20 protein-coding genes are annotated in these 12,972 nt (G+C 70.4%); 3 read left to right on the forward strand and 17 right to left on the reverse strand.

The window, feature by feature from the left end; genetic code table 11:
- Nucleotides 1-100: 100 nt before the first annotated feature.
- Complete coding sequence (locus FB465_RS35265; RefSeq protein WP_145797016.1) at nt 101-373, reverse strand: hypothetical protein; 273 nt, start codon at nt 371-373, stop codon at nt 101-103.
- Nucleotides 374-712: 339 nt separating this feature from the next.
- A complete protein-coding gene (locus FB465_RS35270) occupies nt 713-997 on the reverse strand; it encodes a hypothetical protein (RefSeq protein ID WP_145797017.1) in 285 nt (94 codons plus the stop codon).
- Nucleotides 998-1,313: 316 nt separating this feature from the next.
- On the opposite strand from FB465_RS35270, the gene FB465_RS35275 reads away from it, so the two are divergent.
- The gene (locus FB465_RS35275; RefSeq protein ID WP_211785926.1) at nt 1,314-1,829 is read left to right on the forward strand and encodes a hypothetical protein; all 516 of its coding nucleotides are present in this window, start codon (nt 1,314-1,316) and stop codon (nt 1,827-1,829) included.
- Nucleotides 1,830-1,886: 57 nt separating this feature from the next.
- Here FB465_RS35275 and FB465_RS35280 read toward each other — a convergent pair whose 3' ends face one another.
- The 6 genes from FB465_RS35280 to FB465_RS35300 form a co-directional block, all read right to left on the reverse strand.
- Nucleotides 1,887-2,531, reverse strand: coding sequence for a hypothetical protein (locus FB465_RS35280; RefSeq protein ID WP_145797018.1), 645 nt, complete (start codon nt 2,529-2,531; stop codon nt 1,887-1,889).
- Entirely contained in the window at nt 2,521-3,309 is a 789-nt protein-coding gene (gene istB, locus FB465_RS35285) for an IS21-like element helper ATPase IstB (protein ID WP_145797019.1), read from the reverse strand. Before istB ends, FB465_RS35280 begins: the two co-directional genes overlap by 11 nt.
- Nucleotides 3,310-3,326: 17 nt before the next feature.
- Nucleotides 3,327-3,560: a hypothetical protein gene (locus tag FB465_RS35290; RefSeq protein WP_246193094.1), complete on the reverse strand. Its 234-nt coding sequence runs from the start codon at nt 3,558-3,560 to the stop codon at nt 3,327-3,329.
- 161 nt (nt 3,561-3,721) lie between these two features.
- On the reverse strand, nt 3,722-3,847 hold the full coding sequence (locus FB465_RS37630; protein WP_281292375.1) for a hypothetical protein: 126 nt from the start codon (nt 3,845-3,847) through the stop codon (nt 3,722-3,724).
- A 32-nt stretch (nt 3,848-3,879) separates the two neighbouring features.
- Nucleotides 3,880-4,251 (reverse strand): fic family toxin-antitoxin system, toxin component, encoded by a 372-nt coding sequence (locus tag FB465_RS35295; protein WP_145797020.1) that lies wholly within the window; start codon nt 4,249-4,251, stop codon nt 3,880-3,882.
- A complete protein-coding gene (locus tag FB465_RS35300; protein WP_145797021.1) occupies nt 4,248-4,487 on the reverse strand; it encodes a plasmid mobilization protein in 240 nt (79 codons plus the stop codon). The genes FB465_RS35295 and FB465_RS35300 overlap by 4 nt, the downstream gene beginning before the upstream one ends.
- Before the next feature lie 469 nt (nt 4,488-4,956).
- Here FB465_RS35300 and FB465_RS35305 point away from each other — a divergent pair, with 469 nt between their 5' ends.
- Nucleotides 4,957-5,418, forward strand: coding sequence for a helix-hairpin-helix domain-containing protein (locus tag FB465_RS35305; protein WP_170290776.1), 462 nt, complete (start codon nt 4,957-4,959; stop codon nt 5,416-5,418).
- Here FB465_RS35305 and FB465_RS35310 read toward each other — a convergent pair.
- A complete protein-coding gene (locus FB465_RS35310) occupies nt 5,381-6,118 on the reverse strand; it encodes a translation initiation factor IF-2 (protein ID WP_145797023.1) in 738 nt (245 codons plus the stop codon). The two genes, FB465_RS35305 and FB465_RS35310, sit on opposite strands and share 38 nt — an antisense overlap.
- 200 nt (nt 6,119-6,318) lie before the next feature.
- On the opposite strand from FB465_RS35310, the gene FB465_RS35315 reads away from it, so the two are divergent.
- Nucleotides 6,319-6,747, forward strand: a complete 429-nt coding sequence (locus FB465_RS35315; RefSeq protein WP_145797024.1) for a hypothetical protein — start codon at nt 6,319-6,321, stop codon at nt 6,745-6,747.
- Between the two features lie 156 nt (nt 6,748-6,903).
- Here FB465_RS35315 and FB465_RS35320 read toward each other — a convergent pair whose 3' ends face one another.
- From FB465_RS35320 to FB465_RS35355, 8 genes are all read right to left on the reverse strand, one after another.
- Nucleotides 6,904-7,086 (reverse strand): hypothetical protein, encoded by a 183-nt coding sequence (locus FB465_RS35320; RefSeq protein ID WP_145797025.1) that lies wholly within the window; start codon nt 7,084-7,086, stop codon nt 6,904-6,906.
- A gap of 310 nt (nt 7,087-7,396) precedes the next feature.
- Nucleotides 7,397-8,245 (reverse strand): PhzF family phenazine biosynthesis protein, encoded by an 849-nt coding sequence (locus FB465_RS35325; protein ID WP_246193096.1) that lies wholly within the window; start codon nt 8,243-8,245, stop codon nt 7,397-7,399.
- Nucleotides 8,245-9,132, reverse strand: a complete 888-nt coding sequence (gene nadC / locus FB465_RS35330; RefSeq protein ID WP_145797027.1) for a carboxylating nicotinate-nucleotide diphosphorylase — start codon at nt 9,130-9,132, stop codon at nt 8,245-8,247. The genes FB465_RS35325 and nadC overlap by 1 nt, the downstream gene beginning before the upstream one ends.
- Nucleotides 9,133-9,423: 291 nt before the next feature.
- Nucleotides 9,424-9,717: a DUF1330 domain-containing protein gene (locus FB465_RS35335; protein ID WP_145797028.1), complete on the reverse strand. Its 294-nt coding sequence runs from the start codon at nt 9,715-9,717 to the stop codon at nt 9,424-9,426.
- 33 nt (nt 9,718-9,750) lie between these two features.
- Complete coding sequence (locus tag FB465_RS35340; RefSeq protein WP_145797029.1) at nt 9,751-11,151, reverse strand: MFS transporter; 1,401 nt, start codon at nt 11,149-11,151, stop codon at nt 9,751-9,753.
- A gap of 26 nt (nt 11,152-11,177) precedes the next feature.
- A complete protein-coding gene (locus FB465_RS35345) occupies nt 11,178-11,636 on the reverse strand; it encodes a MarR family winged helix-turn-helix transcriptional regulator (protein ID WP_246193097.1) in 459 nt (152 codons plus the stop codon).
- 46 nt (nt 11,637-11,682) lie between these two features.
- Complete coding sequence (locus FB465_RS37635; RefSeq protein WP_145797030.1) at nt 11,683-12,327, reverse strand: transposase family protein; 645 nt, start codon at nt 12,325-12,327, stop codon at nt 11,683-11,685.
- 295 nt (nt 12,328-12,622) lie between these two features.
- Nucleotides 12,623-12,955, reverse strand: coding sequence for a hypothetical protein (locus FB465_RS35355; RefSeq protein WP_145797031.1), 333 nt, complete (start codon nt 12,953-12,955; stop codon nt 12,623-12,625).
- Nucleotides 12,956-12,972: the final 17 nt, after the last annotated feature.

A 12,972-nucleotide genomic window follows, 5' to 3' on the forward strand; every position in this document is an offset into this window, starting at 1 on the left:
CGGGTGCCCGGCGGTCAGGATGGTCCCCTGAGCGGGCTCGGAGCCTATTGGTGTCGGGCCCGGCCGCTTCCCGTTCTGGTGGCCCGGGCGCCGTGTGGCCTCAGGATGCGGCGAGGACTCTGTCGCAGGCCGAGCACACCTTGCTTTGCCACTTGGGCGGGTACCACGTCGCACCGGGCCGAGGCGCCTTGTAGGGGTTCCTCTGCATCCGGCCGGTGTCCATGCCGCAGAACGTCAGGTCGCCAGGATCCCCGGGTGCGGCGGGGTCGGCCGGCGCCGCATGTACGGCACGCACGCGCTCGACGTAGTCCGTGGTGTCACCCATCGCAGAAGCGCGGACGAGTTCGGGTTCGAGGAGTACGACGATGATCACCAACCCAGTTTCCGGGGTGGCGGTGGCAGCCGCACTTGGTGGCCGCCGTTTGCCGGTGCCTTACCCACCTGTTGCGCGACGCGCACGGTGGCCAGCGCGATGAGGAAGGCCCGCGCCGTATCCAGGCCACCCATGGTCTGCTGGACGGCGGCCCGATCATCTGCGGCACCTGCCAGGCGGAGTTGGAGCGGGCTGAGCTGGTCCACACCGAGTACGGCGCGTGCCCGGAAGAGGCTTCCGCCCGGATGGCCGCGTGTGTTGCCGCCGTGGCCGACGCTCCGTCCTGGCTGCTGATGACCCGCTGGCTGGCGGCCAAGTGGCCGCCACCTCCGCCAGGGCCTACGAACCGCGTACCCAGATCGTCGCCATGGCGACCATGCTCGCCTCGATCCTCGCCGTCACCGCCGCGCTGACCCACGGCCGGCACCTGCACAGGCCACCGCCGCCGCCGAGGCCGATACGGCACGGCGGGAGGAGGCGATACGACAGGCCCGGGCCCGCGAGATGGAGGAGTCTCTGCTCCGCAGGACCGTCGGCATGAACGCCGGCGCTCGCCGACCCCTCCACCCCGGGCGCGATCTGGTCGAGCGCGATGGGGAGGATGTCACCGTCGGCGCCCGGCATGTAGATCGACGTCCCGCGCCCAGCTCACCTTGGCGTCGAGCAGGTGGGTGATCCGGCTGCCGCGGAAGACGTAAGGGGTCAGCACGCCGGCGTGGCGGTGATGAGGATGGTCGAAAACGGCCAGGGGTGCTGCCCGCCTCAGTTCGTTCGGGCTTCAACGGTGTGGGGATTGATCGGGAGCGACCAGCATCAGCGGCAGGGCCCGGCGGCCGAAGGTCGCCGGGCCCTGGTGATCTGTATGGAGCACGTTTGGGCCTGCCGCCGGGGAGACAGGTGTCTGCCCTGCGCGGAGATCTCCTTCTGGCAGGCTGGTCGGGTGACTGGGAATGCAGCGGCGTCCGGTGGCCGGTTTCGAGATCGGCGCGAGCGCAAATTCGGGTATGACTTCCTCGATGAGGTGCTGGTTCGCTGTCCTCGGTGCGATGGCTGTGCTGCCGTCACGCCTCACCCTGGGCCTCTCGCCGATGGGGAAGCCACTGCCTCCGAAACCCAGAACCTTCATCGACGGCTGCGCTGCAAGGAGTGCAGCTTCTTCAAGGATCAGATCGTCGACTCCGCTGTCGTTGGTGCCCCCATCGATCCCTATTTCCAGCGTCCGGTGTGGTTGCAGGCGGACTGCAGCGGCCATGTGCTCTGGGCCTATAACGTGCGCCATCTCGACCTGCTGGATGCCTATGTGGCAGCCAAGCTGCGCGAGCGCGGAGAAGTCATGCCCTGGGCCCCGGCCAGCTTGGTCGAGCGACTGCCCACGTGGTTGAAAGCAGCCAAGAACCGGACCGAGATCCTGCGGACGATCAAGCGCTTGCGGTCCACACTGCCAGCTGACGGGTAGGACCCTCGGGCCTGTCCCCAGCTCGACGTGTGAGCCGGGGACAGACGGAAGGCCTGCTCAGGGAGTCCGCCGCAGAGGGACAACGTCGGTGCGGTGATGGGGCATGGTCGGCCGGGCGGCCTCCGGGGTGGCCAGCAGCGCGACGATCGTGATCGGCTGCTGGCAGTGCGGGCAGTTCCGGGTCGCGGTCGGCTCCAGCGGGTCCCGGGCCGGTGCCTGCTGCCGCGTGCTCGCGCGGCCCGGTGGCGACGGAGGTGGAGGCAACTCGATCCGGGCCGGTAGTGCGGGCGGTGCCGTCTGGGCGAGGCGGCGGTCCCGTTCCTCGTTGAGGGCCTGGTCACGGGCGCGTTCGGCCTCCTGGCGGCAGAGCATCGAGCAGTAGACGGTGCGGACGGTCTTCGCGGCCTGGAAGGGGTTGTCGCAGACCGGGCAGAGGCGGGCCTCCTGCTGTTCCTTGCTGCGACGGAACGCGACCAGGCACTCGGCCGAGCAGAACTTCCTCTTCCGGCTCACGTCGGTGGTGAACTCCTTGTCGCACTGCGGGCAGACCCGTTGCTTGGGCAGGTGCGCGCATCCCTTCTCGCGGCAGGCCGGCGAGCAGTATTTGCGGCGGCTGGTCACCGAGTCGACCGCGAAGCCGGCGCCGCACTCGGGGCAGGTCCGGTCCAACTCGCCTGCGGGGATAGTGGGTTCAAGAGACACGGGCGTTCACTCCCTGGCGAAGCGTCTCGGCGTGGGACTGGTGGTGGCGGAGCCGGTAGGACGGGCCGTCGATGCCGACGACGGTGGCCCGGTGCAGGAGGCGGTCCAGCATCGCCGCGGCGACCGTCGCGTCCCCGAACGCCGAGGCCCAGTCGGCGATGCCGACGTTGGTGCTCAAGATCGTCGAGGACTTCAGATACCTCTGGTTGATCACCTGGAACAGTGCCGAGGCACCGTCCTCGGGCAACGGCAGATAGCCCAGCTCGTCCACGATCAAAAGCCTGGGACCTGCGAAGAAATTCATGCACGACTTCCAGCGGCCCTCAAGTGCGGCCTTGTGGCACTTGGCCGCGAGCTCGGCCGCGGTGGTGAAGTAGACCCGGTGGCCGGCGTCGACCGCGGCCCGGCCGAGCGCGACCGACAGCATCGTCTTGCCGACGCCGGGCGGGCCGACGAACAGTGCGTTTGACGCGTCGTCCAGGAACCGCAGGGTGGCCAGGTCGCGGATCAGCTTCTCGTCGACGCCGGGCTGGGCGGAGAAGTCGAAGTCCGACAATGTCCAGGGCTCGGGCAGGCAGGCGAACCGCTCCCGCGCGGCCAGGCGGCGGGCCTCGGTGGCCTCGACTTCGATCTCCAGCAGCCGCTCCAGTGCGGCCGTCATCGACAGGTTCTCGCCGCGGGCCTGGTCCAGCACCCGCGGCAGGGCCTCGAACGCGTCGTTGAGCTTCAGGTAGGAAAGGTGGGCCCGCAGCTGCGCATAGCGGCGTGCTTCACTCATCTGGGCTGGTGACGTGCTCACTTGCCGGGTTCCTCCTCGGGTGTGGGTGCGGTCCGCAGCCGGTCGGCCACGGCAGCATAGGTGTCGAGGTTGATCACGACCCGCTCGGCCGTGCTGCCCCGGGTGACCGCTTGTGCACGCAGTCGCTCGGCCTCCGCGAGTGCTGCGGGCGACAGCGGGCGGCGGGTCTTGGTCTTGCACGGTGCCCGGTCGCTGACCTGGGCGAGGACTGCCCGCTCCACCGTGAACACCCAGCCCCTCCGACGAGGCCCAACCCTTGCTCACGCAGACTTGCCGCCCACCACCCTGCTCATCCCGACACGCCGACCCACACCACCCGAAGGGTGGGGAACCAACACCAGCACGTTTAGCCCACTCACCAGCAGCACCTGAGGAATTTCAAGCAGCGTCATCAGCGGCCCATCCGTGCCACGGCCCGGGCCATGTCGTGCCGGTCCAGTGGGACGCCCGGACGGTCGAGCAGCAGGTGGTGCTCGGTGCGGTTGGCGGTGTGGGTGTCGAGGAGCTCGGCGACCATGGTCGGCAGCGGCAGGATTCGCTCCTTGACCGTCAGCGGTACCAGGACCGGATTGCCTCGGCGACGTCGCGTACGTCTGCCTGTCCGTTCCGGATGCGGCCGGCCAGCTCAACGGCCTGCTTCGGTTCCGCAGTGACGATCACCCCGGAGGCGCTCAGGTAGGAGGCCGCGACAACGGCGGCGAAGTGCTCGTTGCCAAACTCCAGCGCCGGCACCCGAACCAGCTGATGCATGAGAGCGGCCGCACGCTGGTTGACGCCTCCGTACACCGGCACGTCCATGACCTCATCGACATGCCGGGCAACGGCTGCTGCCAGCGAGCCAAAATCGGTGATGTCAGGATCCCGGGGCAGGAACTGGTGGGCGATGTCCAGTAGCCATGCCCGGTCGACGCGCAGGATCATGCCGCGTTCGCCGGCTTGCTGTTGCTCTGCGGATACGGACCGAACTCAGCCTCGAATGCAGGACCCCAGGCCTGGGAGAAGTGGGCGGCTGCGGTGAGGAACCGCGCGCGGCGCTCATCGGCTTCCTCGGCGAGGACCTTGCGCGCGTAGTCCGGAAGGGTCATGCCAGCGGCCTCGGCGCGCTGCTCTAGCGCTTCGTGGGCCTCGTCATCGAGTCGGACGTTCAGCTGCTTCATGGAGGCAGCGTAGCGGTACGTACAGACCGCTACAAGGCCCGGTCGTGTCGCCATCACTCGTCATGCGCTCGCTTCGCCAGCCAGTGTGGGACCGACCTGTTCGAGCATGCGTGGTCCGGCAAGGAGATCGGGCAGGCCCACTACGCCCGATCCCGGGAGCTGTAGCCAGCAGCAACCCGAGACCAAGTTTTAGGGTGCACACTCCAACTCTGCCGCACGCCAACGAGGCTGCCCTCGACGCGCCGGTACAGCCGGTCCACTGAGGCTCAGCTGTTGGTCTGGTGGCGTGCGGCGTACCGGGCAGCCGACCCGAGACGGACCGGCCCTCTGGGGCCAGACGTGTGCGGGCGCCTTTGCTGGCCGACACCGCAACGACGACTCCTTCGAGACCAGGGACCGGGTGGCCGAGCTCGGCCACCCCGAACCTACCCGAGCCTGGCGGCGTCGTCCCAGGCCTCGGCGTCGCGGCGTGCCCATCCTCCCCGTCGACGTCCAGCACTCCGCCGCCACCTACCGCACCGAGCAACTGCCCGACGGCCGCCTCGGACTCCGTGTCTCACTCGCCGACGTCCACGGCATCACCACCGAGATCGCCGAACGCACCGCCGCCGAGGCCCCCTACAGCGACATCCCCGACTTCTGGACGCGCGCCCGCCCCACCCACCCGATCGCCGAACGCCTCGCCCGCATCGGCGCCCTCGACACCCTCGCCCCCGACACCCACCCCCCGCGAGCTGCTCCTGCAGATCGACGAGCTCCACCGCCAGCACCGCACCACGGCGATCCCCACTGGCCCGACGGGGGAGTAGCCGACCGCAGGACGCCGGGCTCCGCTCGGGCCGCACGCGCAGCTCCGGCGGAAAGGCGGTCCAGGACGGCTCCGCGGGCGGATTTCAGTGCGGCGCCGGTTGCGGGTTCAGCGCATTGTTGACGGTGCAGCCGCCCTCTCCGGGCATCCGCTGCATCCGGGGCGGTGCCCAGACGTCGTTGACGCCGGGGCTCACGCGGGCAAGAAGGCAGTCCTGCGGGTCGAAGCCGTTGCCCTCTACCGCCAGGAGAACGCCGACCCGTCCGCCGTCCGCCTTCACCTCGGCATGGATCGCCGGGTGCAGGTCCAGGGCGGCGAGCGTACGGCGTACCTCGGCCTCGTCCACCCGGCCGCCCTCCGGTACCCATGGAAGCTTTGCGCGCAGCTCCTCGTACGGCAGCCGGGGCGGTTCGGGTGGTGGGGCGAAGGCCAGCGGAGGGCTGTCCGGGCAGTCCACGTCGCGGGGATTTTCGCGCCACTCCGACTTCGGCGACACCCGGACCGCGAAACAGCGCCGCACGGTGACCTCCTTGGGGTCGAGCCCCCCGCTGGTCGCCGAACCGGACGTGCGGACGACCACGTCGATGCCGTCCCCGTCGTGTGTCGAGGTACCCGTCAGCCGCAGTACCTCCACCCCGTTGATGCCAGTAGCGGCGCGGCCGACCTCCTCCGCCGTGCGCGGGCGCTGGCCGTAGAGCTGCTGGCCCGCCTTCCTGGCCACCTCCCGTGCGGCGTCCGTCGCCTCGTCCTCGGAGGACGGCACCACCCCACAGCCGGCGGTGAACAGCAGCAGCGAGGCGAGCAGGAGCAGTCGGCGTGTCATGCGTCCAGCCTTCCGGCACCGCGCCCAGCGGGCATCGGCCCGCGTACTCAGGGCGGCATGGGTACATGGGTGCTCGTACTCAGACGGTGCGGCGACGGTTCCGCCGGCTGAGCCCAGCGGGCGGCTGCGGAGCCAGGTAGGTCATCCCCGCGTCACCGCTGAGACACATTCCCGTGTCAGGAGAACCCCGGGAGCGCAGGATGACCGGCCGCACGATCCTCCACCTGCGTCTGAACCGGCCGCCGCTGGCGCTGTACGGGGAGCTCTTCGGCGTGCTCGCAGACATCACCCCCGTCGTACAGGCCCTGCCCCCGGAGGCCGCGGTCCTCGATGTCACCGGTGCCCTCGCCTACTTCCAGCGCGACGCCGCCGGCATCGCCGACCTGCTCGCCACCCGCCTGCTCGCCCGCTACGGCCTGACCGCCGCGATCGGCGCCGGGCCCACACGAAGCCAGTGGGTTCGTCGATTCCCGCAGCAGATTGAGCAGAGACCCGATGGCCAGTTGCATCCGGAAGTGGGGTTCAAGCGTCGGGTTCGCGGCAGGGGGTGCTCCCGGCCTCGGAGGTCAGCACCGGGTCGGTCGCATGGCCGATCCGTGGACGCTGGAGTCGGGGGGTGGCCGTGGTGACGGGGTGGCGTGGGCAGCAGGTGCTTCATGTCCGCTGCTGCGGCTTCCCCGGCCCGGACGAGTACGGGTGCTTCCTCGGTGCACTGGTGGGATCTCGCCGGTGGTGCAGGCCCTGCCGCCGGGAGCGGCCCTGGTGGATTTGCGGGGAGCACAGGGCTACTTCAACCGGTCGCCTGAGGAGTTGGCGGAGCTGCTGCGTCTGCGGGTGGTCGCGCTCCTGGGCCGGGACGTGCGGATCGGCGTGGCGGGCACGCGGGCGGCCGCGGCGATGGCCTCGGCCCGGGTGCCCGGCTCCGGCGGCGTGCTGCTGGTGGAGCCCGGCCATGAGCGGTGGTTCATGGAACCGCTCCCGGTAGGGGCGCTGGATGGGATCGGCCCGAAGCATGCGGCCACGTTGGAACGGTTCGGGCTAACCACCGTCGGGCAGCTGGCGGCGACTCCGTCGGCGACGGTCGAGCGGATCCTGGGGCGGAAAGCGGGCCGGGTGGCGACGGAGCGCGCCTGCGGGCTGGACATGCGCCGGGTGGTGCCGGCGGACCTTCCGGCGAGCGCGTCGGTGCGCCACCGCTTCGACCGGGACGAGCTCGACGGCCCGGTGGTGCGGGCCGCCCTGCTCCAGTTGCCGGTCGAACTAGGTGGACGTCAAACGTCAAGCTTGACGCACGACTGTTCGTGCGAGAGTTGCTTGGCCCCCAACTCGGACTGGGTGTTCCAGGTGGGTGTTGTCGATTGTTGCCGTGATGGTGGATGGGTTGCCGAGGAGATCGCCCATGTCGACGGTGAGGCGGTCCGTGCCGAATCGGGCCATGTGCGCGGCCAGGCAGGCTGTGCTGTTGGCGTTGGCGATGTCCTCGGGGACGCCGATCGACGGGGCGAACATCCGAGCGGCTGCCCGGCCGTGCCGGTCCGGGATCGAGTAGGCGTAGCAGCCCAACAGGCCGTAGCGGTCGCAGGCGGCACGTAGCAGGGCGAAGTCTGGGGAGAGGTCGGCCAACGCGGCGCGCGATCGGACTGGCAGGAGAAGCCTCGGCCGCCCGTTCGAGGCCACGCAGGCGTTGCCGACGACGGCTTCGTCAGCCAGGCCGAGGCCGGCTGTGACCGCCCTTAGCTCGGGTGCCTGGACGACGCGCAGGTTCACCGGGCCCGGGTCGAACGACGCTGTCACGCTGTCGCGGTTTCGGATGGCCCGGCCTTCGAAGCTGCGGCTCGTCGTACACAGCACGGCGTGGTGGTCGCTGCCGCCTTCGCGTATCGCGAGCAGCGCCAGGGCCGCGACGGTGCCGTGGCCGCAGGCAGGCAGTTCGCCTTCGGCGGTGAAGAACCGGAGCGAGTACGAGGGACGGCCGCGCTCAACTCCGGTGGCGCGGATGAAGACGGCGTGCGAAGTGCCCAGTTCCCCGGGAATGCGGCATCGCTCCTCGTCGGTGAACGACGCTTCGTCGAGAACAGCGGTCGGGCTGCCGCCCCGGCCCTGCCGCTGACACGCGTCGATGACCACTACCTCGGGCATGGCACCGGGTCGGTCGTCAGCAGCATCGTCAGGTCCAGCGCGGGCGCGCTGTGCGTCAACGCGCCGACCGAGATGAGGTCGACTCCCGTCTCGGCGATGGCGCGGACGCTGTCCAGACGGACGGTGCCCGAGGCCTCCAGCAGGATCCGGGAGGCCTCGGCACGCTCGGCCCGGAATTTCACGACCATTTCGATGTCGGCCACCGGCATGTTGTCGAGCATGATCCAGCGGGCCCCGGCATCGAGGGCCTCAACGGCCTGCGCCACGGTCTGCACCTCGACATCGGTCTCCACCTTCTGCCCGGTGCGCGCCATCCCGCGCCGGACCGCGTCGATCGCGGTGGTCACGCCGCCTGCCGCGGCGATGTGGTTCTCCTTGAGCAGCACCATCGCCGCGAGGTTGAGCCGGTGGTTGCGGCCGCCGCCGACGGTCACCGCGTACTTGTCCAGGGCGCGCAGGCCCGGCGCCGTCTTGCGGGTGTCCAGGATGCGCGCCTGGGTCCCGGCCACGGCCTGGACGTAGCGGTCGGTGAGCGTCGCGATGCCGCACATGCGCTGCAGGAAGTTCAGCGCCGTACGCTCCCCGGTGATCAGGCTGCGCGCCGAGCCGGACAGGCGCACCAGGACATCGTCGCCGGTCAGCCGGGCGCCGTCGGGGACGAGCGCTTCCACTGTGACCTCGGGGTCGACCTGGGCGAAGACCTCGGCGACCACGGGGAGACCGCCGGCGATGCCGCATTGCCGGGCGCGGATCTCGGCCACGGCCGCCAGGCCTTCGGGAACGCTCCACGCGGTGGTGATGTCCTGGCCCGACTCGTCCTCGGCCAGGGCAGCGGCGACGGCGGTTCGCGCCGCCTGTGAGGGGAACTCTGTCATGGTCCGTGGTCTCCAGTCCTGTGGTTACGGGCCGAACATCTGAGGTGTCCCGCGCGCGGACCGCTGTCAGAACCGGTTGCGCCGGCCGTAGCCGGCACCCTCGGCGGCAGTGGGCGGGGCGTCGGCAAGCTCGGCAGCCCACCGCTGCGACCACTCGGTGACCCGAACTCAGGGCCTCGCGGGTGTCGTGGCCGAGCGGGGTGAGGGTGTAGCTGCCGTTGCACAGCACCTCGGCGAGTCGAGCCTCTTGGAGCTCTGTGAGCCCTCAGTGAGGATCCGACTGGACCTCGGTCAGTCGATGCCTTCGACGATGCGGAAGTCGCGCTCGACGCCGTCGGAGAGGGCGACCAGCGCCTCCTGGTAGGCCGCACTCTCGCGCGCCGCGACGGCCTGCTCGAAGCTGTCGAACTCGATCAGGACAGTGCGCTCGGCAAGTCCGGCGTCATGCGCCACGACCCGACCGCCACGGGCGAAGGTCCGGCCGCCCCCGGCCTTGACGGCCGGACCGGCCAGCTTGTTGTAAGCAGCCAGCTTCTCAGGGTCTGAAATGGTGCGGTAGACGCTGACCCAGTAGCCCTTGGGCATGGAACCTCCAGTGTTGGGATGAGTGCATCTGACTTACGGGTTGGTCTCGGACGAGCGTCGGAGGGCGAGAGCGAGGCTTGTCGGCGTCGTGATCGCCATGGCGCCGATGCCGACCAGCGCCGCGGTGGTGTAGGCGCTGTCGTCGGGGAAGAGGTGGCCGGGGCCGGTGCCCGCGGCGAGGATCAGGCCGCCGATGGCGCTGCCCAGGGAGTACCCGACGCTGCGGACGACGTAGTTGAAGCTCATGGCGCTCGACGTCTCGCTCTTGGGGGTGACGGCCAGGATGACACCGGGCATGGCGGCCGAGAAGCCGCCGACGCCGAAGCCCAGCACGCCCATGGCCGCGAGCAGTTCGGCCAGGTTGGACCGGGCGGTGGCGAACAGGACGAACCCGCCGCCGACGATGGCGGCGCTGCCGGCCAGGAGCAGGGGGCCGTCGATCCGTTCGCGGACCCGCGGCGTGAGCTTGCCGGCGACGAACCCCAGCACCGAGAACGGGATGAGGACCAGCCCGGCGACGAAGGTCGTCAGCCCGAAGCCGTAGCCGGCGCCGTGCGGCGTCTGCGCGTACCGGGTGATGAGCGTGAGCAGGAGGTACATGCCGATCCCGCCGACGAACATGGCGAGGTTCGCCCCGGCGACCGCCGGGTGCCGCACCGCCCGCACATCGACCAGGGGCGTCGTGGTTCGCAGTTCGGAAACGGTCCAGACGCAGAGCAGGAGTACGGCGGCGACGGCAAGGGTCACCGCCACGGCGAGGTGTCGGCTCCACAGGCTCCTCTCGCCGGCCAGGAACAGGACGAGGAGCAGTCCACCCGCCAGGACGAGCGCACCGGCCACGTTCACGTGGGCGGAGCGGCCTTCGGGGGCTTCGGGCATGGAGCGCCACGCGGTCACGAAGGCGATGGCGGTGACGAGCAGGCCGAGGCCGTAGGCGGCCCGCAGTCCGCCGAGCTCGGCGAGCAGTGCGGCCAGCGGGTAGCCGACTCCGGCTCCGATGATGGAGACCACTGAGATCAGGGCGATCGTGGCCGCGCTGCGCTCCTCGGGAAGATGGTCGCGGGCCACGCCCATCATCAGCGCCGTGAGACCGAGTCCGACGCCTTGGGCCGCTCTGCCCACGAGCAGCCAGGCGAACGGCAGCGGCAGCACGGTGAGCGCGCTGCCGACGACGACGACCGCCGGCGTGGCGAGAATCGTGGCCCGCCGGTGCGGACCGGCTCCGAGCCGGCCCAGGACCGGCGTGGCGACGGCGCCGCTGAGTAGCGCGACGGTCAGCGTCCACTGCGCGCTGTCGAGGGAGACGTGGAACGTGGTCGCCACGCTGGTGATGAGCGGCGTCCCGAGGCTGGCGACCGCCGCCACGACCAGGGCGATGAACATCAGGGCGGGGACCAGCAGACGTGCCTCGGAACGTATCAGGGCAGTGCTCATGGGCTGGTCATGAGCCTGGGCCGCGGTCACCGGTCCGACTCCTCTCGGGCGTGGCTTTCGAGCTCCGCCAGATGCAGCAGCGCCGGAAGGGCTGCTGCCAAGGCCTCGACCTCGTCACCGGTGAGTTCGTCGATCAACCGCGCGTACGCGTCGACGCCCGCCTGGCGTCGCGTCCGGACGTACGACGCGCCGGCCTCGGTCAGGCACACCAGCGTGACCCGCTTGTCGGACGGATCGCCCTTCCGCTCGACCAGCCCGGATTCCTCCATCACCCGGACCAGGACGGTCATCGCGGGCTGGGTGACGCCCTCGACCACCGCCAGATCGGTGATCCGTCGCGGGCCGGTCTTGTCCAGGGTGGCCAAGGTGGCGGCGGACGTCAGGCTCATGTCGCGGGGAAGGCGTCTCACGGCCCTGGTGGCCAGACCGTAGAGGGCTGACCCGATGGCATCGGAAGCGCCGTGCGCGGCGTCTCGGCGACTCACGCCTGAAGCATAGCAGCTTTATATGAACCATTTATGCATCTCCCGATCAGGGTTCGGCCGCGGTGCGGCCCTCGACCTGCTCCAGCAGCCCGGCACCGCCGACCAGGTCAACCAGCCCGACATGCCACCGGTCGGCGACGACTTCCCAGATCTCACCGCCGTCGGGCGCCTCGACCAGGCGGAACTTCGCCTTCCCGCGTCGGGTCTCGTCGATCCCCAGGTGCGTCACCGGCGGCGTGTCCTTCGGCAGCGCAGCCTCGGCCGCGGCCGTGAACGCGGTGTTCGCCACCGGCCACGACACCTCGAAGTCGCGCGCGGCCTGCACCACCCTTCTTCCGCGGTCGGCGACCGCTTCCCCGACCGAGGTACGCAGCCGCGACGTCAACCGCGACCGCGGTGGGATCGACGGCAGCGCCTCGGTGAACGTCTTGCGCCGGCACTGCTCGTTGACGCACCGGCATCGGCGCTTGGTCCAGGTCAGACCGGTTCGCCGCCCGGCCACGGGCAGGTCCCGCGGACGAGTGCGTACCCAGGAGTGCGGCCGCCCGGACCGCACCCCACAGTCGGGGCAGCATCGGGCCTGCTCATCGCAGGTGACCAGGGCCTGCATCGGAATGTCGTCGGCGCCGACCTCGACGCCGACCACCTCCACCCCGACCAAGCCGAACAGCCGCGTCGTATCGTTGGACAAGCCCGTGGCCCTTCACGTGATCCTTCAAGCGTCGCAACTCGAAGAATCACAGAGCGTCACGGGCGTTCTGCACCCGTCAAGACCCTGACAGCGGACCGTGGCCACCGGGCACGGTTAAGTTCGAAGACCCGGCATGGGCGGCGCCCTTCGCACTCGGGGGCGAAAGGCGTCGATTCCGGGCCCGCCCGCGAATCCAAGGTCATGACGCACCATCACCTGGTGGCATCAGGCTGTTACCGGACATGATCACGCTGGCCCGCGCCGCTCCCGCAGCTGCGGTCCTTGATCCCGTCGGTCACGGTGGCGGTCCAGCAGGGTGGGCGGTGTTGATGTAGCGCATGGCCGTGCCGGGGGAGATGTCGAAGAGGCGGACCAGGTCGAGGGGGTCGGCGCTGTGGCGGGCCTCGTCGAGGTAGACGGTGTGGTCGAGCCGGCCGGGGCGTCGGATCGTGAGCCGGCCGCGGGTGGGGTCGAGGTGCTCGGTCAGCAGGTGGCGCTGGGTGTGGGAGCCGAGTGCGTGGACGGCGGCCAGCGCCGCGGACAGGCGGGTGCGCGGGTCGGGCAGGCGGTTGAGCAGCCCGGTGAGCCGGTCCGGGGGCAGCGCGGCGGGCAGCGGCCGGGTGCGCATGCAGGCCGAGGCCACCC

The organism is Kitasatospora atroaurantiaca, assembly GCF_007828955.1.
In the GTDB taxonomy this organism is placed as follows: domain Bacteria; phylum Actinomycetota; class Actinomycetes; order Streptomycetales; family Streptomycetaceae; genus Kitasatospora; species Kitasatospora atroaurantiaca.

Bases quoted from the DNA above. Each gene is read 5' to 3' on its own strand.
- FB465_RS35270 (WP_145797017.1), bottom strand. From the start codon at position 997: ATGCCGGGCGCCGACGGTGACATCCTCCCCATCGCGCTCGACCAGATC.
- istB (WP_145797019.1), bottom strand. From the start codon at position 3,309: ATGAGTGAAGCACGCCGCTATGCGCAGCTGCGGGCCCACCTTTCCTAC.
- FB465_RS37630 (WP_281292375.1), bottom strand. From the start codon at position 3,847: ATGGTCGCCGAGCTCCTCGACACCCACACCGCCAACCGCACCGAGCAC.
- FB465_RS35295 (WP_145797020.1), bottom strand. From the start codon at position 4,251: ATGATCCTGCGCGTCGACCGGGCATGGCTACTGGACATCGCCCACCAG.
- FB465_RS35300 (WP_145797021.1), bottom strand. From the start codon at position 4,487: ATGAAGCAGCTGAACGTCCGACTCGATGACGAGGCCCACGAAGCGCTA.
- FB465_RS35310 (WP_145797023.1), bottom strand. From the start codon at position 6,118: ATGACACGCCGACTGCTCCTGCTCGCCTCGCTGCTGCTGTTCACCGCC.
- FB465_RS35315 (WP_145797024.1), top strand. From the start codon at position 6,319: ATGACCGGCCGCACGATCCTCCACCTGCGTCTGAACCGGCCGCCGCTG.
- FB465_RS35320 (WP_145797025.1), bottom strand. From the start codon at position 7,086: ATGAACCACCGCTCATGGCCGGGCTCCACCAGCAGCACGCCGCCGGAG.
- nadC (WP_145797027.1), bottom strand. From the start codon at position 9,132: ATGACAGAGTTCCCCTCACAGGCGGCGCGAACCGCCGTCGCCGCTGCC.
- FB465_RS35335 (WP_145797028.1), bottom strand. From the start codon at position 9,717: ATGCCCAAGGGCTACTGGGTCAGCGTCTACCGCACCATTTCAGACCCT.
- FB465_RS35340 (WP_145797029.1), bottom strand. From the start codon at position 11,151: ATGAGCACTGCCCTGATACGTTCCGAGGCACGTCTGCTGGTCCCCGCC.
- FB465_RS35355 (WP_145797031.1), bottom strand. From the start codon at position 12,955: ATGCGCACCCGGCCGCTGCCCGCCGCGCTGCCCCCGGACCGGCTCACC.